The sequence below is a fragment of the uncultured Pontibacter sp. genome, from assembly GCF_947495565.1.
In the GTDB taxonomy this organism is placed as follows: Bacteria; Bacteroidota; Bacteroidia; order Cytophagales; family Hymenobacteraceae; genus Pontibacter.
The window spans coordinates 70,620-92,317 of the sequence record NZ_CANLZM010000016.1 but is presented as its reverse complement, the minus strand read 5'-3'; the positions used below and the strand labels follow the sequence as shown (position 1 = coordinate 92,317).

At 43.2% G+C, this 21,698-nt stretch carries 23 protein-coding genes; 11 read left to right on the top strand and 12 right to left on the bottom strand.

What is annotated here, in order from left to right; genetic code table 11:
* The first annotated feature begins 4 nt into the window (after positions 1-4).
* The 8 genes from Q1B04_RS17855 (at position 5) to Q1B04_RS17820 (ending at position 6,822) form a co-directional block, all read left to right on the top strand.
* Positions 5-1,000 (top strand): plasmid transfer protein, encoded by a 996-nt coding sequence (locus Q1B04_RS17855; protein WP_299761473.1) that lies wholly within the window; start codon positions 5-7, stop codon positions 998-1,000.
* A gap of 17 nt (positions 1,001-1,017) precedes the next feature.
* Positions 1,018-1,626, top strand: coding sequence for a conjugative transposon protein TraK (traK, locus tag Q1B04_RS17850; RefSeq protein ID WP_007661352.1), 609 nt, complete (start codon positions 1,018-1,020; stop codon positions 1,624-1,626).
* Between the two features lie 85 nt (positions 1,627-1,711).
* On the top strand, positions 1,712-1,990 hold the full coding sequence (locus tag Q1B04_RS17845) for a hypothetical protein (RefSeq protein ID WP_147920725.1): 279 nt from the start codon (positions 1,712-1,714) through the stop codon (positions 1,988-1,990).
* A complete protein-coding gene (gene traM, locus Q1B04_RS17840) occupies positions 1,977-3,158 on the top strand; it encodes a conjugative transposon protein TraM (RefSeq protein WP_147920726.1) in 1,182 nt (393 codons plus the stop codon). Before Q1B04_RS17845 ends, traM begins: the two co-directional genes overlap by 14 nt.
* Before the next feature lies 1 nt (position 3,159).
* Complete coding sequence (gene traN / locus Q1B04_RS17835) at positions 3,160-3,948, top strand: conjugative transposon protein TraN (RefSeq protein WP_147920727.1); 789 nt, start codon at positions 3,160-3,162, stop codon at positions 3,946-3,948.
* Entirely contained in the window at positions 3,945-4,403 is a 459-nt protein-coding gene (locus Q1B04_RS17830; protein WP_147920728.1) for a hypothetical protein, read from the top strand. Before traN ends, Q1B04_RS17830 begins: the two co-directional genes overlap by 4 nt.
* A 104-nt stretch (positions 4,404-4,507) precedes the next feature.
* Positions 4,508-6,475 (top strand): type IV secretory system conjugative DNA transfer family protein, encoded by a 1,968-nt coding sequence (locus tag Q1B04_RS17825; protein ID WP_299761452.1) that lies wholly within the window; start codon positions 4,508-4,510, stop codon positions 6,473-6,475.
* A complete protein-coding gene (locus Q1B04_RS17820) occupies positions 6,472-6,822 on the top strand; it encodes a helix-turn-helix transcriptional regulator (RefSeq protein WP_299761449.1) in 351 nt (116 codons plus the stop codon). Before Q1B04_RS17825 ends, Q1B04_RS17820 begins: the two co-directional genes overlap by 4 nt.
* Positions 6,823-6,871: 49 nt before the next feature.
* Here the strand turns inward: Q1B04_RS17820 and Q1B04_RS17815 are convergent, their stop codons facing one another.
* The 5 genes from Q1B04_RS17815 to Q1B04_RS17795 form a co-directional block, all read right to left on the bottom strand.
* Positions 6,872-7,726 carry a hypothetical protein gene (locus Q1B04_RS17815; RefSeq protein ID WP_299761446.1) on the bottom strand — a complete coding sequence of 285 codons (855 nt, stop codon included), beginning with the start codon at positions 7,724-7,726 and terminating at the stop codon, positions 6,872-6,874.
* A gap of 74 nt (positions 7,727-7,800) precedes the next feature.
* The gene (locus tag Q1B04_RS17810) at positions 7,801-8,724 is read right to left on the bottom strand and encodes a hypothetical protein (protein WP_299761443.1); all 924 of its coding nucleotides are present in this window, start codon (positions 8,722-8,724) and stop codon (positions 7,801-7,803) included.
* A gap of 52 nt (positions 8,725-8,776) precedes the next feature.
* The gene (locus Q1B04_RS17805; protein WP_299761440.1) at positions 8,777-9,697 is read right to left on the bottom strand and encodes a WYL domain-containing protein; all 921 of its coding nucleotides are present in this window, start codon (positions 9,695-9,697) and stop codon (positions 8,777-8,779) included.
* 11 nt (positions 9,698-9,708) lie between these two features.
* Positions 9,709-12,000, bottom strand: coding sequence for a DUF262 domain-containing protein (locus Q1B04_RS17800; RefSeq protein ID WP_299761437.1), 2,292 nt, complete (start codon positions 11,998-12,000; stop codon positions 9,709-9,711).
* Positions 11,997-13,703, bottom strand: a complete 1,707-nt coding sequence (locus Q1B04_RS17795; protein WP_299761434.1) for a DUF262 domain-containing protein — start codon at positions 13,701-13,703, stop codon at positions 11,997-11,999. The genes Q1B04_RS17800 and Q1B04_RS17795 overlap by 4 nt, the downstream gene beginning before the upstream one ends.
* 1,029 nt (positions 13,704-14,732) lie before the next feature.
* On the opposite strand from Q1B04_RS17795, the gene Q1B04_RS17790 reads away from it, so the two are divergent.
* The 3 genes from Q1B04_RS17790 to Q1B04_RS17780 all read left to right on the top strand — a co-directional run bounded on the left by Q1B04_RS17790 (position 14,733) and on the right by Q1B04_RS17780 (position 17,040).
* Positions 14,733-15,365: a DUF4099 domain-containing protein gene (locus Q1B04_RS17790; RefSeq protein WP_299761431.1), complete on the top strand. Its 633-nt coding sequence runs from the start codon at positions 14,733-14,735 to the stop codon at positions 15,363-15,365.
* Between the two features lie 7 nt (positions 15,366-15,372).
* Positions 15,373-16,467 (top strand): DUF3991 domain-containing protein, encoded by a 1,095-nt coding sequence (locus tag Q1B04_RS17785; protein WP_299761428.1) that lies wholly within the window; start codon positions 15,373-15,375, stop codon positions 16,465-16,467.
* A 135-nt stretch (positions 16,468-16,602) separates the two neighbouring features.
* The gene (locus tag Q1B04_RS17780; protein WP_299761425.1) at positions 16,603-17,040 is read left to right on the top strand and encodes a hypothetical protein; all 438 of its coding nucleotides are present in this window, start codon (positions 16,603-16,605) and stop codon (positions 17,038-17,040) included.
* 103 nt (positions 17,041-17,143) lie between these two features.
* Here the strand turns inward: Q1B04_RS17780 and Q1B04_RS17775 are convergent, their stop codons facing one another.
* The 7 genes from Q1B04_RS17775 to Q1B04_RS17745 form a co-directional block, all read right to left on the bottom strand.
* Positions 17,144-17,512 carry a hypothetical protein gene (locus tag Q1B04_RS17775; protein WP_299761423.1) on the bottom strand — a complete coding sequence of 123 codons (369 nt, stop codon included), beginning with the start codon at positions 17,510-17,512 and terminating at the stop codon, positions 17,144-17,146.
* 44 nt (positions 17,513-17,556) lie between these two features.
* Complete coding sequence (locus Q1B04_RS17770; protein WP_299761420.1) at positions 17,557-17,889, bottom strand: hypothetical protein; 333 nt, start codon at positions 17,887-17,889, stop codon at positions 17,557-17,559.
* A gap of 77 nt (positions 17,890-17,966) precedes the next feature.
* Entirely contained in the window at positions 17,967-19,235 is a 1,269-nt protein-coding gene (locus Q1B04_RS17765; protein WP_299761417.1) for a Y-family DNA polymerase, read from the bottom strand.
* Positions 19,232-19,687: a translesion error-prone DNA polymerase V autoproteolytic subunit gene (gene umuD, locus Q1B04_RS17760; protein ID WP_299761414.1), complete on the bottom strand. Its 456-nt coding sequence runs from the start codon at positions 19,685-19,687 to the stop codon at positions 19,232-19,234. Before umuD ends, Q1B04_RS17765 begins: the two co-directional genes overlap by 4 nt.
* A 165-nt stretch (positions 19,688-19,852) precedes the next feature.
* Positions 19,853-20,638, bottom strand: a complete 786-nt coding sequence (locus Q1B04_RS17755; RefSeq protein ID WP_299761411.1) for an ImmA/IrrE family metallo-endopeptidase — start codon at positions 20,636-20,638, stop codon at positions 19,853-19,855.
* On the bottom strand, positions 20,628-21,050 hold the full coding sequence (locus tag Q1B04_RS17750) for a hypothetical protein (RefSeq protein WP_299761408.1): 423 nt from the start codon (positions 21,048-21,050) through the stop codon (positions 20,628-20,630). The genes Q1B04_RS17755 and Q1B04_RS17750 overlap by 11 nt, the downstream gene beginning before the upstream one ends.
* On the bottom strand, positions 21,047-21,649 hold the full coding sequence (locus tag Q1B04_RS17745) for a hypothetical protein (protein WP_299761404.1): 603 nt from the start codon (positions 21,647-21,649) through the stop codon (positions 21,047-21,049). The genes Q1B04_RS17750 and Q1B04_RS17745 overlap by 4 nt, the downstream gene beginning before the upstream one ends.
* Between the last annotated feature and the right edge of the window lie 49 nt (positions 21,650-21,698).

Genomic DNA, 21,698 nt, shown 5'->3' with positions numbered 1-21,698 from the left:
TGCTATGCGTGAATTGATCGATAAAGCCATATTTGACCTGTTCGACGGGCTCTTTCTCAATATACAGGATTTGGTGAGTGTTTTCCTCTACGATGCGCAGGCCCTTTGCGCCATCAGCATGCTGCTGTACTTCGGCCTGGAGGCTTACAAAATGATGGCCGGGGATGAAACGCTTCGCATCATGCCTTTGCTGCGCCCTTTCGCCCTGACACTGGTGATTGTTTTCTGGCCAGGATTTATCGACGCTGTGAACCTGCCGCTGCAGCTAGTTAATGATCAGGCAAAAGGCATGTACGGTGCACAGGTAGATCAGGTGGAGGATTTGCACCAGGAACGCCTCGCGCTGGTAGACTCTGTGGCCCGAAAGCTCTCTGAGAGCAGCGCCGAGTTTGAGCGGATTGAGAGTGAGGCCAGTGACGCGAGCTGGTACGAAACGATGGGGATTGACCTGCAACCCCTGTTTAACAAAATGAAAGGCTATTACCTGATGCTGATGGCCAAGCTGCACTTTACGGCGATGATGGTGGTGGAGTGGATGGTGATCAGCATCTTTCAGGTATGCTCCTACATTATCTATTTTCTGCAGATCATCTTTGCAGGCATTCTGGTGATCCTGGGCCCCTTCTCCTTTGCCCTGAGCGTGCTGCCGGGCTTTCGGGACTCCTACCTGACCTGGATTGCCCGCTATATTTCCGTAGGGCTGTACTCGGGACTGGGCTATATCGTTATGTCCATCTCCTTTGTGCTGGTCAAGTATGGGTTGATGAAGGAAATAGATATCCTGAAGGCAGTACTGGGCAACGAAGAGATGTTCATTGCCTACGTTTCCTTCCCCTCTGGCGGCATCAGTTTCTACATTGTCTCCTTGATTGTGGGAGGATTGGCCATGCTGACCATTCCCATTATTTCCACCTGGATCGTGCACACCACGGGTGTGGGTAATGCCATTGGTACAATGGCAGGAGGAGCTGCGAAGGCGGCCGGAGGAATTTTAAAATAAACTAAAAAGCGCTTGCTATGATAAACAACCTCGAAAAGAAAATGAAGCTGGCATTTGCTGTGAGTATCGGCAGCTTTATCTCCTCCATCATTATAGTAGGTACGGTTTGCGCCTTTGCCTTTCGTTATGCCGAGGAGCAGCGGAAGAAGATTTATGTGATCGACCACTCGGTGCCGCTCTTGGTGGAGCAGACCGAGCTGGGGGTAAACCGGACAGTAGAGTACAAGTCGCACGTGAACATGTTTCACCTGCTCTTCTTCACGCTACCTCCAGATGACGCCTACATCAAGAATAACATCTCCAAGGCCATGTACCTGGTGGATGAGTCCGGTCTGGCACAATACAACAACCTGAAGGAGAAGGGCTATTACAACCAGATCCTGGCGAGCTCTGCGGTTTTGACGATCAAAACCGATAGCGTTAAAGTGGACGAAAACAGGCACTTTACCTACTACGCCACACAGCGCATTGAGCGGGAGACCTCTGTGATGAAAAGACTTCTTGTTACAGAGGGGGATCTTGAGGAAGTGCCGCGCACAGAGAACAACCCCCATGGACTTTTGATAAAGAACTGGAAAACGGTCATGAACAAGGACTTGGAGTATGTCGAGAAGAAATCCTTTTAGCGGTAACATAAAGCAAAGGCTTTCATACCTCAAGGAAAGTGTCAGGGACTACTGTGTCTCGAATCCTAAAGCAGTGGTACTGGCCATGCTAGTTTTACTGTCTGTGGCTGTCATGGGGCTATTAGTCGTCCGGCACCTGCACCAGGGAACCTATGCCGTGACGGCTGGCAAGCTGTACAGGCAGCTTGATACTTCTGGCGACAAGATGACTATAGGCAGGTCGAGTACCGCAGATATGCTGGAGCTGATAAAGCTCTACAACACGGCCAGGCAGTTAAACCCTGACAGCCTGCGTGCCCAAGACAGTGTTTTTCTCAAAGATATTGATCAGCGTTTAAACCGAATCATCCATGAAGAGAATTAACTTTCGGCATCCCAGATATGCCATCCCGCTCATCATACTCCCTTTCCTTGTACTGCTTAATTACCTGTGGCTAGACATGACACCGGCGGCCACCGCCGCACAAACGAAAGTGGAACTCACCGAGACAACAGCCCTTAATACCTCCCTTCCGGATGCCAACCTGAGAAAGCGGGAAATGAAGGATAAGTTCTCGGCTTTTCGGGACGAGTTTAAGTATAGGACCGACTACTCGGCCATGCAGGAAATCGGGGAGGATAGGGTAGACCCCAGGGACATGGCCTATGGCAGCGTGTACACGGAGGAGGAGCGGCGGATGCTCGACAGTCTCAATAACCGTATCCTATCGGATCAGCAGCCGGAGGAGTTTATGGAGCGGGTAAGCCAGCGGCAGCGCCTCAGCTCAGAGCGCTATGCATCTGCTACTACCTCTGTGCCTGGACGGTCAACCCGCCCGATGCGAAAGGTTGAATCGGCATATGAAGAGGAGATGCGGCTATTCCGGGAGCAGATGATGTTTATTGACAGCCTGAGCCGGGTAGGAGAGGAACCTGTGCCTTCTCGTACGGGGCCACAGCCGATGAAAGCCCATGCACCGGCTTCCGAGAAGCAAGAGCCGACACCGTTACCCGTGACCAAAAGCAGGAATACGAATAAAGCCTTTTTCAATACCATTACAGCCGACAGTGAGGAGCAGTTTATCAGAGCTATTCTGGACGAAGGTTTGAAGGTGATGCAAGGCGGCAGGATCAGGATTCGCTTGCTGGATGACATCTATGTGCGGGACTACGAAATAAAGAAAGGCAGCTACCTCTACGGCACTGTTTCCGGTTTCAGTGCCCAACGAATTGAGATAGCCATCCGCTCTATACTCTACGGCAACCAAATCATCCCGGTAGACCTGAGTATCTACGACAACGACGGCTTGGCTGGGCTGTATGTCCCAGATTCGCAGTTCCGGGACTTTACAAAAGAGCTTGCCGGGAATGTGAGCAGTGGTCAGACACTGACTTTTGAGGATTCACCTGACGATGCCAACCAGATGCTTTATTCTATGCTGGCAAGGGTTTCTCAGACCACCACCCGCGCCGCAGGCAAAGCCATCCGGAAGAACAAAGCTAAGTTAAAGTACAACACCATTGTTTATTTGATAGATAATAAAGCCCAATAATATGAAAAAGCTATTCCTTCTATATGTGTTGTTTGCCCTGCTGTTTTCAGCCTCGGCACAGGATTCTCTTCAGGTAGTGCACGTGCATGAGAGCATCTCCACGCATATTGTGAGTCCTGAGCCGATACAGTATGTAGATATCTCTACAGATGATGTGGCCGGAGACATACCTGTTGCCAATATCCTTCGGGTCAAACCCAAGCATGGCGGAGCAAAACCGGGTATTATCACCATCGTTGGAGAGCGCTTCATAATACAATATAAGCTGGCCTACAGCCGAGCGGATCGGGCAGATACGGAGGTGCGTATAGACCCTACCCAGGTAGATGATTACCTGAACCCAGCTGTGGCCATGAGCCGGGAGGACATGGCGCGGTTTGCGCTGCTGGCTCTCCAGCGAAAACCCCAGTTCAATAGTGTGACTACGAAAGGGCAGGGGATGCGGGCAAGGCTGAACAACATCTATACGGTGGGGGACTATTTCTTTATTGATCTCTCCCTTAGAAATGACACCAACATCCCCTATACGGTCGATCAAATACGGTTTAAGGTTGAGGATAAAAAAGTTGTGAAGGCCACTAACTTTCAGCAGGTGGAGCTACAGCCCAGTTTCCAGCTTTATGACACGGGTCACTTCAAGCGTAAGTACCGGAACGTGTTTGTGTTCAGGAAGTTTACTTTCCCAGAGGAAAAGGTGTTCAATATTGAGGTGGCCGAGGAGCAGATTTCTGGGCGCACCATCTCCCTTAAAATTGACTATTCCGACATCCTTCATGCAGACACCTTATGAGAAAGTCGTTACTCCTTTCCTTACTGCTCTTAGTTGTGCTGCCGTGCCGAGCGCAAGAGGGCTACACCCACCTGAACCTGGCAGGCGGCTGGATGTACAAAGATGCCTTAACTGCTAACCTTGCCTTGGAGTTCAGCAAACGCCACCACAATTCCTATGAGATCTTCAGTGATGCCTATAAGAGCAACATGGACGACAGCAAAAACTGGTTAATGGGGGTTGCTTACAAACCCATGCTTACCCGTTCCAGAAACACGTTGCTCAAACTGCGCCTGGGAGCGGGCATTGGGTCTAATACCGAGCACTTCATAGGAGCCCTGCAGGCAGGGCTGGAGCTGGGTTATGTGCTGCCGGGAAATGTAGTGCTGATGCTTCAACAGAAAAACGAGGGGGTACTTCGGGTAGACCACAGCTTCAGAGCTGGTTTGCTGGCTGGCATCAAAATTCCGTTGTGAGCAGGTATTAGCTAGTCGATGGGAATTTTCTCAGGAAAGAAAGTTTGTTAAGTCTTTCCCTTACATCTATCTGATAGTATTGGATAACCTTTATCAGGAACGATATGGAAGAATCCAGCGAAATTAAAAAACTTTACTCCTTCCTACAGGGACTTATCTACTTCACTATTGTGGTGGAGGTAGCTGTTTTCCTCTTTATGGATTCGGGCAGTATGTATCAGCTGCAGCCTGTACTGCGCAAAGTAAAGCGCGTGGCTATTTATGAGCACATCTACTTCTCCAAAGCTTTCACCTTCGGTTTGATTCTGATCGTGAGCATTGGCACAAAGGCCAGGAAGAACCTGGACCTCGACCCGCTCCGGCATATCTTCCTTCCCTTGCTTATCGGCTGCGCCTTTTTCTTTGGCTCGGGTTTCTTTTATTTCTTTGAAAGCAGCCGTATTCTTTTCTGGGATGTGTCCCTGTCTGATGCGGCTTACATCCTGCTCTCCTTCTTAGGTGCGATGATGATTCATATAGCCTTGGATAATATCTCTAAGCATATACAGCACCGATTGATGAAAGACAAATTCAACGTGGAAAATGAGTCCTTTGAGCAGTCCAAGACACCGGTGCATACGCCATACTCGGTGAATATCCCGATGCTTTACTATTACCAAAAGCGGGTACAGCGCGGGTGGCTAAATGTAGTGAATCCCTTTCGAGCAACACTGCTGATCGGTACACCCGGCTCAGGAAAGTCTTTCTCAGTGGTGTTACCTTTTATCAAACAGCTCCTGGGGAAAGGCTTCTCTATGATGGTCTACGACTTCAAATTTCCGGACCTGGCTAGAACGACTTATTACCATTACCTGGTCAATAAAAAGAGAGGGGTATTGAAAAACCACAGGTTCCATACCATCAATTTTAGCAGCGTAGAGCACAGCAGGAGATTTAACCCATTAAAGCCGGAGTACCTGCCTACTCTGGCCGATGCCACCGAAACGGCTGAGGCGCTGCTGGAAGCGCTGCGGAAAGGAGACAGGGAATCAGGGTCTGCGCAATTCTTCAACCAGTCAGCAGTTAATTTCCTGGCCAGCTGCATCTACTTTCTGAGCCGCCACGAAGGGGGGCGATATTCTTCGTTTCCGCATGTACTTTCCTTTATTAACCTAAGCTATGATCAGATTTTCGAGGTGCTCTTTTCCGAACCTGAATTGGATAGTCTGCTTTCGCCCTTTGCCACAGCATATAAAAATAGAGCCTTTGAGCAGCTGGAAGGGCAGATTGGCACCTTAAAGATTAATATTGGTCGGCTGGCCACAAAAGAAACATTCTGGGTACTATCAGGAGACGACTTTAATTTAAAGATAACGGACCCGGAAAATCCTTCAGTTTTGGTGATTGCAAATGATCCAGCTACACAGAGCATTAACAGCGCCTGCAATGCGCTTATCCTCAATCGCATGACACGCCTGATCAATACAAAGGGGAACTTGCCCTGTGGGCTAATCGTGGATGAGTCTCCTACGCTTTACATACACCGGGTGGAGAACCTGATCGCTACAGCCAGGAGCAACAAGATAGCTGTTCTGCTGGGCCTGCAGGAACTACCGCAGCTGCGGCAGCAGTATGGCAGGGAAACAGCCGACACCATTTGCTCTGTAGCGGCCAATGTACTCTCGGGCTCTGCCCGTAATAAAGAAACGCTTGACTGGCTGGAGAAACTGTTTGGTAGGGTGAGGCAGCTAAAGGAGGGGCTCAGTGTGGACCGGAACCGTACTTCGGTGAACATGAACGAGGAAATGGGACCGCTTATTCCGGCATCAAAAATTGCCAATTTGCAGGCCGGTGAACTGGTAGGCCAGGTGGCTTCCGATAACGAAGAGTATAGCGGGAAGTATGTTGCCAGTACCTACCACTGTAAAATTAATCTCGACCTTGATAACATACAACAGGAAGAAAAGCAGTATCTTGATTTGCCAAAATTTTATAACTTTGGTACCCCCGATCAAAAAGACCAAATCCTGAGAGCGAACTACAATAAAATTAGAAATGAGGTTAAGACACTAATCACAGCGTTACAGGTATGAGCGTAAGCATACAGGAGTTAGGCCAGAGGCTAAAGCTGCTGCGAAAGCGGCTTGATTTATCGCAGGAGAGCCTGGCAGAGTCCATGGGGGTGAACCAGAACCAGATATCCCGGCTGGAGAACGGGGTGGGAGGGACGATCGAACTGCTTTTACTTCTGTTCAGCTTCTACAGCAAGCACTTTCACGTGGACCTTCTTTTTTCCGACAATTTTGACATCCTGGAAAAGCACGAAAAGCTATCCAACAGCCACAGCCTCAACAGCATTGCTGTTGAAAAGCTGAAGCTCGCCCAAAGCGAGTTTTCCTCGCAAATTGAGGAGGTAATACGCTTACTTGATACGCCTTAAAACTTTTAAGGCGTACAGGCTGCTTGTCAGGGTTATAAGTCAAGTTTTTTTATTTACCTAAGAATCTTCGAACATCAGTAGGCTGCATTGAAGCGACTAATTCTAATTTTATTTTGCTTCCTAAGCTTTCATCTAGCGCATGCCCAAAGATTATTTCTGCTTCGATGCCAAGTTCGTTTTGAATACTTTCTGTAATGGCTGTTAACTCTTCCATCTCTAGTTCAGCTGTAGTACCAGAGATGATGTTTAACAGAAGGGTAGAAGGCATAAACTCAAACTTCCTAAAAATGTAAGGTGCCGCCAACGCATTTTGGATCAAGTCATTGGTTCTGGCTTTCCCTTCCGCTTCTGCTATGCCAATCGCAGCCATACCTGATACATTCCACACATGTTTTAAATCAGCATAATCTACAGAGGTTTCCTGTGATCGTTGCTCTTTGATGATATTGTCTAAAGTAATTATAACATCAGCCACTGCTTTCGTTGACAAATTGAAGTCGTCATCATTGGCTAAAAATATAAGAGTATCCACAACAGGGTTTAGTTGTTGGATTGCTTCTGCAGATTGTTCCCTCAATTTTGGGGAGAGCACAATAACAGCAATAGTAAATACACCTTGGTTTGCTAGGGTCTTTGCAAGGGTATATGCCACATTAGTGTAATTTGCAGCATCTATAATAAGGTATACCACTTCTCCATTATCTCTCAAGTCGTGGACACAGGCACTATCGTTTACTAGGTTAAGCGCTCTGGTTGAAGCGTATAGAGGGAGTAAAGTGTTATTTTCCTCACTATAGCTTAATAAGTCAATGTTTGCAACCCTTTTCTTATGAATGATTTCAAAGGCTTGTAAGCCTATGCTATCAATGCCTATTGCGGTTGTTCTTACCTTAGCAGTTCTCATATCTTACTATCCCAGTCTTCTTAAGGTTAATATATTGATTCAAATCTAGTCGTTGAGCCTATTGCCTTATTGGTTCAATTGGCAGTAGGGGCGTGTAAATATATTCCAGAGAAGTATGGGTTGGGTATTAGCGTAATTTCAGCTATTTCATAGCGCGTAAAAATATTGCTACTGTTCCAGTTTGATGGCATTGAATGCATCGTTAACCTTTTATTTTCTTCTTTTGTAATTGTGGCACAATACCAGTAGCTAAGTAGGGATTCTTTTATTGTTTCTTCTGTTAATTTTCCTTCTTTCGCCAGTTTTTCTAAATCGTGTTGAAGATGTTTTCTTTTTGGAACCATATGCTCAAAGACTAAATCCTTGGCTCCTGTTTCTAATAAACTTAAGGCTTCTTGGCTCACAAAGTGAGTCTTATGGTATTTATAGCCCTTGGTGTTAAAAATAAAGTAATTGGATAAAAATTTATTAAGTCCTTCTTTAACTCCATTCATAAATAGGGTATTATCCCATTGTATAGAGTTCAAGAATACTAGGTAATTTCGAGACATCAAGGATATGAAATCTAGATACTTTTGATTTGTCCTTACTTCTCCAATCCATTGAGAGTGTACACCCAATTCGCATACATTTTTTAAGGGATCAGACTGCGAATGCCTAAAGTTAACATTAGCGACTTTGAGCTTTGAGAAAGGTGCCTTTGGGTTATTTGTCAATTCACATTCTTGCGCATAGTTCCATAAACGGGATAGAGCGGTATGGATACGGCTTTCAATATCATCTAAATCACCATTTCCTGCAGGCTTAATGAATCTTCCATTTTCAATTAGTGAGCATGATACATTTTCTACTTCCTTGGAAGTTACGTCTTTGGCTTTTATCCAGGTAGAACACTCAGAATTGACTTTCAAAGGCCTCAATATAAAGCCCCAGTTATTTCTGTCTATTTCTTCCTGTATACTTTTACGTATTAGCTGCAATGCTTCAAGATTGTTCATAAGGAGTCAAGAATGTTCTATTTGTTTAACTATAAACTACATACAGTAGAAACTACCGATACTTCGTTAGTGCTTTGGTATACACTTTAGTGAGTTCTTCTTGGAGCGAAAGTGGAGCCAATACTGTTAGTTCTGCCCCATACGAAAGCAGTTCCATTACAAAATCATGCGTGATATATAGCCGCAACTGTACCCGAAGTTCATCATCATTGTCTAGGAGTATTTGCTGGGTGTCATGCAAAGGCAGTGCTTTTATGAACTTACCCTGAAAGGAAGTAAAGGATAACACTACATCCTCCGGCTGCTCGGCATTGGGGCTAATGATCCCAAAACAGAACTGGTAGCTCTGCTTAAGTTTAAAAGGCTCTGAATCTTTAAACTGCTGGTTCGTAATTTGAAGGTCTGATAGGCGATCTAGAGCAAAACTCTTTACGTTCCCATCCTTCATGTCTTTGACAATTACATACCAGCGGTTTCGGAACTCCTTTAAAGCGTAAGGCTCTGCTAACCGGTCACTCGCATCATCCTCCCAGTACTTTTGGTAGGCAAAGTGGATCCGATACCTGTTTTTGATGGCATGGAGTAATCCATACATGTTCTCAACTCCCTGTGACTTGCGATTTTCCAACTGAATGTAAGGTGATATGTCCTGTGCTGCATTCAATGAATTGAATAAATCAAAGGCTTCAATCATGCGCCGGAAATTCATGTTTTCCATTTCAGTTTGTCTGATAAAGTATCCTTTCTCCGTAGGCGAATATTCTATTTCAATACCAAAGATGTTTCGAATTTCACGGATATCGCGTTGTAGAGTACGTTTTGAGAAACCGATTTGTAGCGTATCGTCCTGCATTTGCAGGTAATTCAACTGCTTCTTGATGTACTGCTGTAGCTCATTAAAGGCTACATATGGTTTTGCCTTCAGCTTCTTAAGTATTAGCAGGTAGCGTGATATATAGCCTTTTTTTGACATGAAATGAATGTTTAAGCTTCCTGTAAAGTAGAAACTTGCTCAGTTTGATTGATTAGGTAGTTATTGGCTTTTAAATAATCTAAAAGTGAATCCTCTGAATCGAAGTCATGTTGATCAGCATTCGCCTCTTTTATGATGTATGCTTGCTTATTCGGTACATATGATATGGAAAGTTTGTGACCGTTTAATGCGGAGATACATTTGGCATAATCAACTGACCTCTGGCTTTGATATGTGGGGTCCTGCTGTTCTTTGTTAAGCCTTAAGTATAAAGCAAAGGAATAGTACTCTTTGTGGTAACCACTAGTAGTAGTAGATTTAAGCAAAAGAATATCATGCTCATTATTCCAGCGGATAAGCCTTCTGCTTCCACAGGCTTTTATGATGCTTGGGAATTTTATAAAAAATTTTTTCCAGTCATCATTTTTATAGTTTTCTATGATAAGGTTCAGATCAGAGGTTAATGTGGGTGCTTCTACAGCATCAAGAAGCGCTTTAACATAGCCTCTCTCTTTACTGTTGTCTCTCAGCAACCTTTTCCAGCTTATATCCCTGTCATTATTAATCAAAAAGCTATGGTTTCTGCCTTGACGTAATAGATAATCACCTTTACATAGTAGCGCTCTTTCCCAAAGGAAATCGTCGAAATCATTCAATCCCTTATCACTAAATACTGCCTTAGCCTTACTGGCATATGAGTTAAACGAATCAAGGTGTATTTCTGCCTCCTTATCAGTCCAGTTACTTGATTCCTGTATAGTGCTTTTGGAAATACCTGCAAAATCTAACAAGAAGCCTATCTGGCCAAAGAAATAACTATGGTTTTCTACTTCAGAAATAGCTTGCTCCCATTTCTTGCTTTGTAAGATCAAGCAAGCTTTAATCTTTTCCTCCTCTACCTGCAGGCTATCGAAACCGGAGATTTTATCTGTTGTGCTGCTTAAGTATGTCAGTATTTCAGGTCCAAAATTTAGGAGGCTTGTAATAGAACGTATTGATTCTGCGTATTCAATCGGGTTATTGTAGTTCGTGTTTTCTGTTAAATTTCTGATAACCCTAATCCAGTTTTTCAACTTACCCTCGGACGCAGGATATCTGATTAAAAATTTACAGTATGCAAAGAACTGGACACGCTCTTTATAGCTTAGTCTTTGTTTACTATTGGTGATTTTACTGAACAGCTTTTCTTCATCTAGTAAATCAGAATTTTTCAGATACGTTTTAACTCTATCATGGCCATTCTGAAGCATAGCTAAAGTCTTGAAAATATCATTCACGGACTCCTCATCAAAGCAGCCATACTCTTTGTAAGTGGAGTTATATATAATGTTATCTTCCTTAGTAGCTTTATCCTGGCCAGTAAATAGATCAACAGCTTTTTGCAGGTCAGTCTGTTGTGTAGATTTAGAGGCATAATGATTGAGAGCCATCACATTGATATAGCGCATAAATGCCTTATCAATAGTGAAGCTTCCTTCCTGTCTATGCTGCCAAAATAAGTCAGTCCACGCTTTATCCATCCTCTCTTTCCAGTCCTCAATTTCAATTAGCCACTTATCAACCATTTCTTCTCTGGTATGGTCATCAATAAGCTGTTCAAACCAAGCTTTAAAATGCTCAAAAGTAGTTAAGGCCTTGCCTCGTGCATTCATTCTAACATACAATTGATCTGTAAGCTTCAGCTTATCAATTCTCAAAAGCTGGAAGGTAATGGGTGCCTGCTGTTCGGCATGAATAGTTAGCCTATTCCATAATGAAGTATAATCAATGACAGTGCGAGTTTCAAGGATTCTGAATTTGCTATCAATGGCATCAATCATAGTCAACATGGCCTTTACAGTCGGGTCTTTTTGCCAGGAGAGATAAAACCAAGCTGAATCGGCTATTTGTGCGGACACAGTTAGACTGACATCCTTATCGGTAACAAACACTCTACTTACTAATTCATGACAGAATTCACGAGAGCTGATGCGGGTTTCGTAGCTAAATCTTGAGAGTTGTTCTTTTACAACATGATTCTTCACCTGCTGACTCCTAACAGCAATGTACCAGTGTATCAGAAAAAGTGTGGTGAGTCGCTGCTGTCCATCTAAGGGAATAAACTTTTTACCTTGTACAGAACCATATATGAAGTCAAGGTCTATGCTTTTCTCCTGACTTATTAATTGGTCCAGCAGAGTATCCAAAAAATTGTTCCTAATGTGCTTTATTTGTGCTCCCTCTCTTCCCTGAGCATAATCCCGTTGTATGATTGGGATTTCTATGGGAATTTCGCTCAATAATTTCCAAAAAGTAAATTTCATGATATTAGGCTGGGTTTTTTGATTTGCTTTAGGAATCCTAAGGATTCAAGCGTTGTCCTTATTTTTTCTCGATATGAATTTCTGTCTTCGCTTCCCCAGAAATGAAGGTGAGTAGCATTAGGGCTGTAATATTTAAGAAAGACGTTTTTAGTGCATATTGGAATAAACTTCCCTTTGCCATCCCGGTCTATGATTACTTCTCTCTTTACAGGGAAAATGGCGTTTTTAAAAGAACGGTTAGTGCCTGCATCTAGCAGGGTAAGATTAGATATATCATCCGCATCACCGTTGTTGTCACTATAAAACTCGACTATTTCATAGTATAACTCCAGCACTGCATTGCTTTCTTCTTTATATTTATCAAAGTTAATGCTACTGCATTTCTTTAATAGTTCCGCAGCAGTTTTATGGTGCTTATCATTGTTTTCAAGGAGCTTTAGCTGCCTAGAGGTTTCTTTAAACCAAACCTTCCAGTGCTCAATGCTATTTGGTGCTTCTGATTTGTTTGCATGGATATGTTCAATATCCCAATTGTCCTTCTTGAACTTATCAAAGGGAAAGCGAACATGGGATTTGCTATCCATAAGTGTTACAATATTAAAGAGAAGGAGTAGCTTTCTCACCTCTTTTCCTTCTCTATAGCTAAACTGGTCTATAGTCTTGCCTATTCTGCATCTAGCACGTAACTCTTCCTTAAATGCTTTCTTTGTTTTGTCTCGGCTCAGTTCGAGTAGTTGATCTATTTTTTCACCGAAAGTGATTAAGAATCCGATGTAGTGGTATAACTCGTGATCATCATGCCATTCCTGTAGCGTCAAAAACATTTTCTTGACAGATCCCCACTGTGCTTGTACAGATCCATCCTTTATTTTTGCTCTAAAGTAGTTAAAGGAGAAGAAAGCATTATCGTTGTTTTTCTTCCCTGAAATAAGGTCAAAAATAAATTCTATTCGTGTCGGATGTTTATTCTCTGTCTTGTTTAGGAAGTACCAGAATTCATCATTTTGTAAAGCATATTCTATTCTATCCCACTCCTGAGCTAACTCCCTCTGCTGTAAGTGAGAAACTCCATCTGTGTCAACATAACTTATCAGGAACAAGGCCTTGATCAACTCTGCATTAGTTAATGGTATTTTGCCGCTATTGATTCGTGTAAATATTTCACGAGAGTCCGATCCATCATTAATCTGATACCAGATAACCTCTGTATACTCTGTTAGCTTAAGCCAAAAGTTTTCAATGTTTACTCTTTTATCCTCTAACCATTTTTGTACTATCTGATAAGCGTTGAAGAAGTGGTAATTGTCTATGTGGTTCAGCTGGTGCTTCTCCGCGATAAATTCCTCCCACGTACTTAAAGGTATACTGTTCTTACCGATGTAATCCTTTAGAAAAGCTGAACTTGCCTCTCTTGTTTGATAGTCAATAGAGAAGTTTTTTCTATTAAGAACAGACAGTATAATGTAAATTGTAGTAAGCCGCTGTTGGCCATCTATCAGCTCCCAGTTACCATCCTCTTCCTTAACTATAATTGGCTGCAGACAATAGAAGCTATCTTTTTTATTATCAAACTCTTCAATATCATCTAATAAATCTTCTATCTGCGTTTTTGTCCATTTATATCCTCTTTGGTAAGACTTTACTAGAAATTCTTCCTTTAGCAGGTCTTTTACCTTTTTTAGTTTTACAATATTCTCAAGCATATTCTATTACAGTGTCTCTAACTGGGTCTTATCCAAGATTATCCTTATTTCTCTCAAAGGTAGTTTACAGGTGCGCCAAAGTATGTCGCAGGCATATTTAACCTATGACTAAAATCGGGTTTTACCAGCCGAACACGAAACAAGGGCCTGACCATCGTCATCCGGATGGTAAATCCATGTACTCCTTTGTTCTGGCTATACTGTCTGCGAAAGGTGTAATTCTGGAAAAATCTATTTTTACTGTTGAATTGGTTTGCTATGTTGAAGATCTATAGAACAATTTCATAGATAACAAAGCGGGCTACTTCCTGCCATGATTCGCGTTCTTGCTTAGATAACTCCTCCCAAGAGGGCAATGGATTGTCTTGTGTATCTTTGAAATTGTTTGCCCTAGTGTAAGCCTGGTACAACTGAGGTGCTAGTTCTTCTTTTGTCATTTTCTAGTCTATGACTGTGTGTGAGTGTTATATTTATTTCCTTAGAGGCTGTTTTGATTTTATTCAAAAACTCTTTTTTAGCGATTTAAACAGATTAGTAACCTTTGATTTAGGTTAGCTAAGGGTATTTTATATTTTTGATAATTGTCTTAGAGAGGCCCCTGAAAACCAAATTATAAAATCAAAACAGCCTCTTAATTGAGCAAACTTCTTGTTGAGCCTGTCTTATCATTAAGTAAATTTCTTATTGCACCGACTACCTCTGTGGCGGATGCTTTTAGATTTTATTCTGAAGTCTCATCTTTTAAGCGATCAATTTCTTGTAGGCGGAATATGCTTCTTTTTAAGCTACTTACTACATAGTTACTGATTATGCCTTTACATTATCTAAGATATACAATATTTCATATATCTATAGGGCTAAATAAGAGACGTGGAAATACCATTTAATTTTCAGGTAATTATATTATGTATAATTATGGTTATTTAATACAATTTATGTATAAAAAATATTTGAAATTAACTAATTTTATATACTTATTATTTTTTTTAACGTAGATTTAATCAATCGTATCTATGATTTGATTAAACTATGAACTTCGATATAAAGGACCTGCCTTATGGTCAATTCGAGCGTTTGGGGATGAACAAGAAAGACGTACTCTCCATGAAGTCTGACGATTTGGTCAGCCTGCTGACGGGCAGGCGCACGAACCTGAATACCTTTACTATCAAGGACGCCAGTCTGGAACCTCTTACGGTGGATGCAAAATTGAGCCTGAAGATGAATCCAGACAACACTCTATCACTGCTAATCCACCCCATACGGAGGGAGATACAGAATGAGATTGGCGCCAGTAAGCAGGAGTTGGAGATACTGCAAAACGGGGAGTTACTGGTAAAGCCATTTAAATCGCTTAATGGGGAGAAAGAGCTGTATGTTTTCCAGCTGGATAAAGAGACCAACGAGATTCTAAGGGTGAGGGTACGGGATATCCAAGTGCCTAGTGCTATTAGGGATATAGTTTTGAGTACTGATCAGAAAGAGCACCTGCGGCAAGGAGGTACCCTGGAGCTTTATTCCAAAGCAAAGGATCAGCTGATCTCGGCTCGCCTGGATCTGAATGATCCTAAAGGACTAAAGATAGTGGAGGGACAGGTCTCAGTAAAAGAAAGCCACACCTTGGCAGTGAAGGAAACCCCTGTTGTGTCTATCAAACGTTAACTTGCCTATGACCTTTCAGGAATACAGAGAGAAGGTGTCGATTATTCAGGTCGCCGAATCGCTAGGCTATGTGTTTGACCCCTTGAAGGGCAGAAAGAGCCCTGAGTTCAAGCACCCTGACGGAGACAGAATCATTATCAACAACCCAAGCGACAGCTCCCGGCAGATGTACTTCAACCGGGATGGAAGCAACGACAAGGGGTCGGTGATAGATTTTGTGGCCAACCGGCTGCACCGCTTCCAGGGAAGCTTTCGCAATGAGATCGACGGTATCAATAGGGTGCTATCTAGGTATGCCTATGCCTCTCAGCCCAAAGCTCCAATCTACAATGTTACGGAAGCAAAGCCCTTTGACAAAAGCAGGTTTGTCGAATCCGAGGCCTCTGTTTTTAAGCTGCATTACCTAATCAAGGAACGAGGCCTCTCTAGCGAGACGGTGCAGCTGTTCCTGCCTTACATTAGGCTAGTGCGGGACGCAGAGAAGGATAATGCCTATACCAATATCGCTTTCCCACTGCAAAGGCCAGCTAGCAGCGAAACGATAGGCTACGACCTTAGAAATTATGGCTTTAAGGGCGTGGCAGCGGGCAGCGACCGCAAGCACGGTGTCTGGGTAGCCGACTTTGCGCAGAATCCGGTTCTTACACGCCATGTCTACTTTGCTGAGAACCCTATAGATGCCATGAGCTTCTATCAACTGGAGAAGGATAAGCGGGACTTCAGCAACTCCGTGTTCGTCTCGTTTGGCGGGGGAATGTCGAGAATGCAGGTGGAGCTTTCCCTGAAGGCGTGGCCGCATGCCCAAAAGCATACCATTTTCGATAACGATTACCAGGGAAAGATTTATGATATCTATCTGGCCACGGCGATAGTAGGTAAGCCCTACACCTTTACAAAGAATGCCGACAGTATTACCTTCAGCTTGGATGAAAAGAAATTTGATATTCCTGTAGACAAGCTGAGCCTTTTTGCCTTTGAGAAGAACTCCGGTATTCGTTCCGGACTTCAGGTGCATAAGCCCCTTGGCCATAAAGACTATAACGACATCATACATCCCCAAAACGACCAGGAAAACCGTATCCCTATGAAAGTTAAGTTATGACCTGGAATCTAGTATAGCAGTCAAAGACTTTAGGAGATGAAATGCAGTTTCTGTGTCTCGCCTGGCTGTTCCGGTTAATTACGTCTCTGTAGAAAATATTTTTCACCTAACTATAAACCATTTAATTTTTAGGCTATGAAAAAGCTATCTTTCTTCTCCCTTCTGTTATGTACAGTTCTATTTTTTGCTGGTTGTGATGACGAAGGCCCAGTCTTGCCTGATACTGCTACCTATCGGGTCGATTACAGCCAGTCTGGGGATTACGAGAAATTCATTAAGATTATTACTATTGGAGGTGGCGATTTCAAAGTGAGGGGTACTAGCGAAGCTATGCCGCCCGTGTTATTTGACGGTAACCTTTCGGAGACGTCTTATTCTTTTGAAGCGGATAATGTAAGGGAACTTACCATTCATGCTGCCAATGAGTTTAGTGCCGTAGAGGATGGTCCTGCTTCCATGCAGATGCGCTTTGTTATTTACAAGAACGGTAAGCAGATTGATGAGAAGACCTTTAATTATAATGAAGCTTCAGGGGAGAAAAATGAGTACCTGAATTATAAGGCCAATGAATGATATAGGATTTGAGGCATCCCTTCAATGCTCTAGCAGATGGAAGGTGTTGCCCATGAAGCGAACTTCAGCGCAACATTAAATAAGAAAGGCATCTTTAACTTATTTATACATAGCCTTTCGCTATTTTTAGGTACTCTTCGTAGTCCTGCGGGTCCATATGGAGGCGAATGTACTCCTCCATTCCCACATCATTTTTCTCCATTACATAGCGTGTGAATGATAGTATGCTTTTACAATTCTCGAAACCTTGTTCTTCCATTCCTTTGCGCACCTTATCGGGCAGACCTCCAAGCCATTCCTGATAATCATTCATATTAGGAGAGTAGTCCTTGGCCTCGTGATGGTAATGATATGAAATGTTACCCACCGTAAACATCAGCTCGTGAAAGCGGCGCTCCTCGATGGGGCAGGTGGCCAGAAATTTTTTCTGACTGACATTACACTCTTCTACCGGATGTTTCATCTTGCTCATATAGTTTCCTTCCTTTGTTAGTTAGGTCCACCCATTTCAAGTATCTATTGAAGCCCCAGCGCCTCAAGCTGATACCAAAACTCATGCCCTCGGATACTGTCGGCAAGCTCTTTTTCAACGACAAAGAATTTTAAGGCTTCTACATGAGGATGCTCCTCCAGACATTCTGAGATTTCATAGAAGTCTTCTGAACCAGCACCAGGCCCTAAATCTTGCTCGTAAGAAACAGACACAGGGATATCCTCAACACTAGTATCAGACTCAAGATCATCTACAAAGACATCAAGAATGAAAATTTCCATCTGTTCTTTATTCACTGCGACTGCTGCTTTGTCTTTATTCCCTTCTATAAATTTTATTGCCTCTTTAAATCTCATGTACTTTTCAAGTTTAACCATTACCGAATTTAGCACATCTAATTTAATATACAAGATAGCTATCCTTTGCTGGAGCCTTATCGCACTTTCAGGACATCTTCTATTCTTGTGGTATAGCATGGAGGAGAGAATTCAGCTTTAGGCTCCCAAATATGGCTCACCCCCTCAGCAGCTACCTTTACCGTGCCCTTTCCCATAGACCTGTTAAGTTGATCCAACGTGAGCATGAGGCTTGCATGCTTACTCCGATCCACCCTGTCAAAGATATTCATCTGTGCGCCGTCTGCCGGTCCAATCTCCGTGATGTACACGCCGGCTTTCTTGTAGGCAAACCCGTCCCGGTAGATGTGTTCTAGTGCCATGGTAGCGTACTGAACTAATTCTATAGTGGAGGAGGAAGAAACGGGCAGGTAGATGGTTTTGGTGTTGTAGTATTGCGGCTCCTGTTCCCGGAATGGATTGGTATGAATGAACACGGTTACCACGCGGCAAGCGCTTTTTTGCTGCCGGAGCTTGTAGGCGCATCGGGAGGCGTAGATAGCCACTGCTTCCTTTAAGTCGTTGAGCGTGGTTACTGGTTGCCCGAATGAGCGAGAGGAGCAGATCCCTTTTTTTGCTGGAGGCTCGATCTCTAAGTCAGTGCATGGCTCCCCACGCAACTCTTTCACCAGCCGCAGCCCCACCACCGTTAAATGTTTTTTAGCAAAAGCATCCGTGACATTGGCTAGCTGCCAGGCATTGTTTATGCCGAAGCTGTGGAGTTTTGTGGCATAGCGGGAGCCAATGCCCCATACGTCACTGATGTCGGTTCTTTTTAGTGCCGCCTCCAAATGCTTAGCTTCCGTTAGTACCAGTACACCGTTGGCCTTCTCAGACTTTTTGGCGATTCGGTTCGCAAGCTTCGCCAGGGTTTTCGTGGGCGCGACACCTATACTGACGGGTATGCCTGTCCACTTTTTGACGGTGTTCCGGATGGTGCGTGCATAATCCGGTATATCTATTCCTTTAAAGCCACCTAGGTCCAAAAAAGCCTCGTCAATGGAGTAAATCTCCATATTGGGAGTGAAGCGGGCCAAGGTACGATGCACCCTGGCAGACATGTCACCTATAAGCGTATAGTTAGAGCTAAAGTAGACTACATTATATTTGTCTATAGTTGACTTGGCTTCGAAAAAGGGCTGCCCCATCTGCAAACCCAGTGCTTTGGCCTCATTGCTTCTAGCGATGATCGAGCCGTCGTTGTTAGAAAGCACTACCACGGGCACATTGTTTAGCTCTGGGTGAAAGACGCGCATCACAGAGCAGTAAAAGTTATTGCAGTCTACAAGGGCAAACAAACTAGTCATTGACGTATCCTCCTGGCTACACCCCGCACTACGCCCCAGACCAAAAACTCTAAATCCTCCGTGATCTCTACAGGATTGTACTTTTTATTACCAGGGAGAAGCCGGACTCCAGTTTCTGTTATCTCCAGCTTCTTTACCGTATATTCGCTGTTGACATTGGCCAGCACGATGTCGCCGCTGCGTACGTGCAGTGAACGGTCTACGACGAGCAGATCGCCCTCCAGCAGGTTGTAGTCTATCATAGAATCCCCCTCTAGCTGAACGTAGAACGTAGCGTCTGGATGTCCATTTAAATAAGATGATAGGCTAATTCTATCCTCAATGTGCTCTTCTGCCGGACTGGGAAAGCCCGCAGGGACACGTGCCGCGAAGAGCGGGTGCTTTGTTTCCGTGTCACGACCTAGCAGAACAAAGCTTACTGTTTCCGAGGGTAAAAGTACTTCTTTATTCATGTTGCGGTGATTTGTTGGCTAATATATTTAGCTAATACGCAACATTAGGAAATTTTACTCGCTTAATAAAAACGAAATGCTAAAAAAATTAGCTATGCGTTTTGATTGTACCCAAATAAACTGAACATATAATAGTATGAGGAACAGAATCATTGAAGGAAGCCGTTAGTCTTCCCAGATAATGCTTATTGTGTAGTTAAAGGATTTAGCGTGTAGGCAGTATTCATAAAAATTTGAGTCCTGTTCGTCATCTCTCATTCTGAACCAATCCGACTTATATATCTGCTGCTGCCGTTCATCATTTAAGTATACCTTACCTTTTGTAAATACCTCATAAGCAACAGATCCTGTCGGAGGGTTTTTATCATATTCAAACTCGATGAATGGTCTAAAGTCAAAAGATGATTTCCACCATTTCATCTTGTTGTCCTTACAATAAACAACACATACAGGGTGATTTCCTCTCTTAACAAACTTTAGGATTGCAGCGGTCTTGCTAACTAGAAACCTTTCGGCAAGGTGTTCAATGACATGAGGGCCAAAACGTTTAGACTTACATTCTTTGTAGAATGTCTCGGAAGGCATCAAAAACTCAGAGGCAAACTCATTAGCTTCAGTTTCCTGTGGCCCAGCCTTATACCAGTTGATTAGATCATACTCTGTGTCAAATATGATGGGAGTTAGGTTCCGGTGCATCTCATAATGCCCAAGTTCATGAGCTGCGGCAAATCTTTTCTTAGTTTCAAAAGTGATATCTGAGTTAACAGTTATCATAGAGTGCCCACCAGCAGAAACAATTTCTCCTTCTTTTCCTATTAAAGGCTTCTCTTCATAATAGGCTCCTCTCCCAAGTATAATATCACTGAGAGGTAACTCTGTAGGGTCATCCAAGCCACAATCATATAATACCTTTTTAGCGATCAATTCCGCTTTAGAGTACTTATTGTTCATCTGACTGTTTGTTCTCTTGTTCCATGAACTTGAGGTAATAGTATTGGGTTAAAGTGCTTTTAATATCTTCCTTTGTTAACTTCTCAAGATTGCGATTTTGAAGAACAAGATTCTCAGTTTTAACAAATTGAGGAAAGGAAAAATTGACGTCATTTAATAGTTTTTCCACCCATTCCATTGCCTTCTGTTTAATAGCAGCGGTAGAGGCCATTTCTTTCCGTGTACTGTTTGCTTGTGCCTGAAGCTTTAATTTCTTAATACGCTTTATGCCTTCGGCTCTAATTGAATCAGGGTCAAGCCCTTCTTCTAACAGATAATCCCTGGCATTTTCTTTATTACAGCTTATCGAATCAACGCTAGACATCATCAAACTGATGAAGTCGGCTTTTCTTTGTTTTGCGTCTCCAGTCATAATGATAATGGCTTCAAGTTAAATTTTAATGCAGTATTCTTGAGAATGGTATTTAATCTTCTGTGACCATTATCGAACTCTTTTGTGCTCATGTTGAATTCTTCGATGATCTCTCTTCTTTTTAAACCGGCACTGATACCAATGTAAATGTTTTCTACATCGGCGTCACCTTTGACCTCATTCTCTATATGAGACATGATAGTGTCATAATCTAGCTGTTGATCAAATAATGCTGCGGCATAAGGTAGCATTGAGTCAAGATAACTCGAGTCATTATCATCATCTTCATGAGGGGCAAAGGCCAAAATGTCTAGGCTGGTTTTGTTCTCAGCTGAAATGGAATCGTTACCAACTAAGGTGCGAATAATGTTAAACTTGATATAATCCGCCAAAGATCCCTTAGTTGGATTAAACTTATCTGGTTCAGATAAATATCTCTCGATACCATCTGTAACGTAGTCATGAACCTGCTTCCCTTTTATGAAGGAACCATCAGACGATTTCCTGAACCAATGTTTTCTTTTTAAAAGCCTGTCAGTAAAGGCGTAGAGGCATTCGTACAGATCCCCCCAGTCGATGTCATTGTGCTCTTCGCTCACATCATATCATTTAAGCAATAGGTCCATACCTATCTATGTTACCAAAATA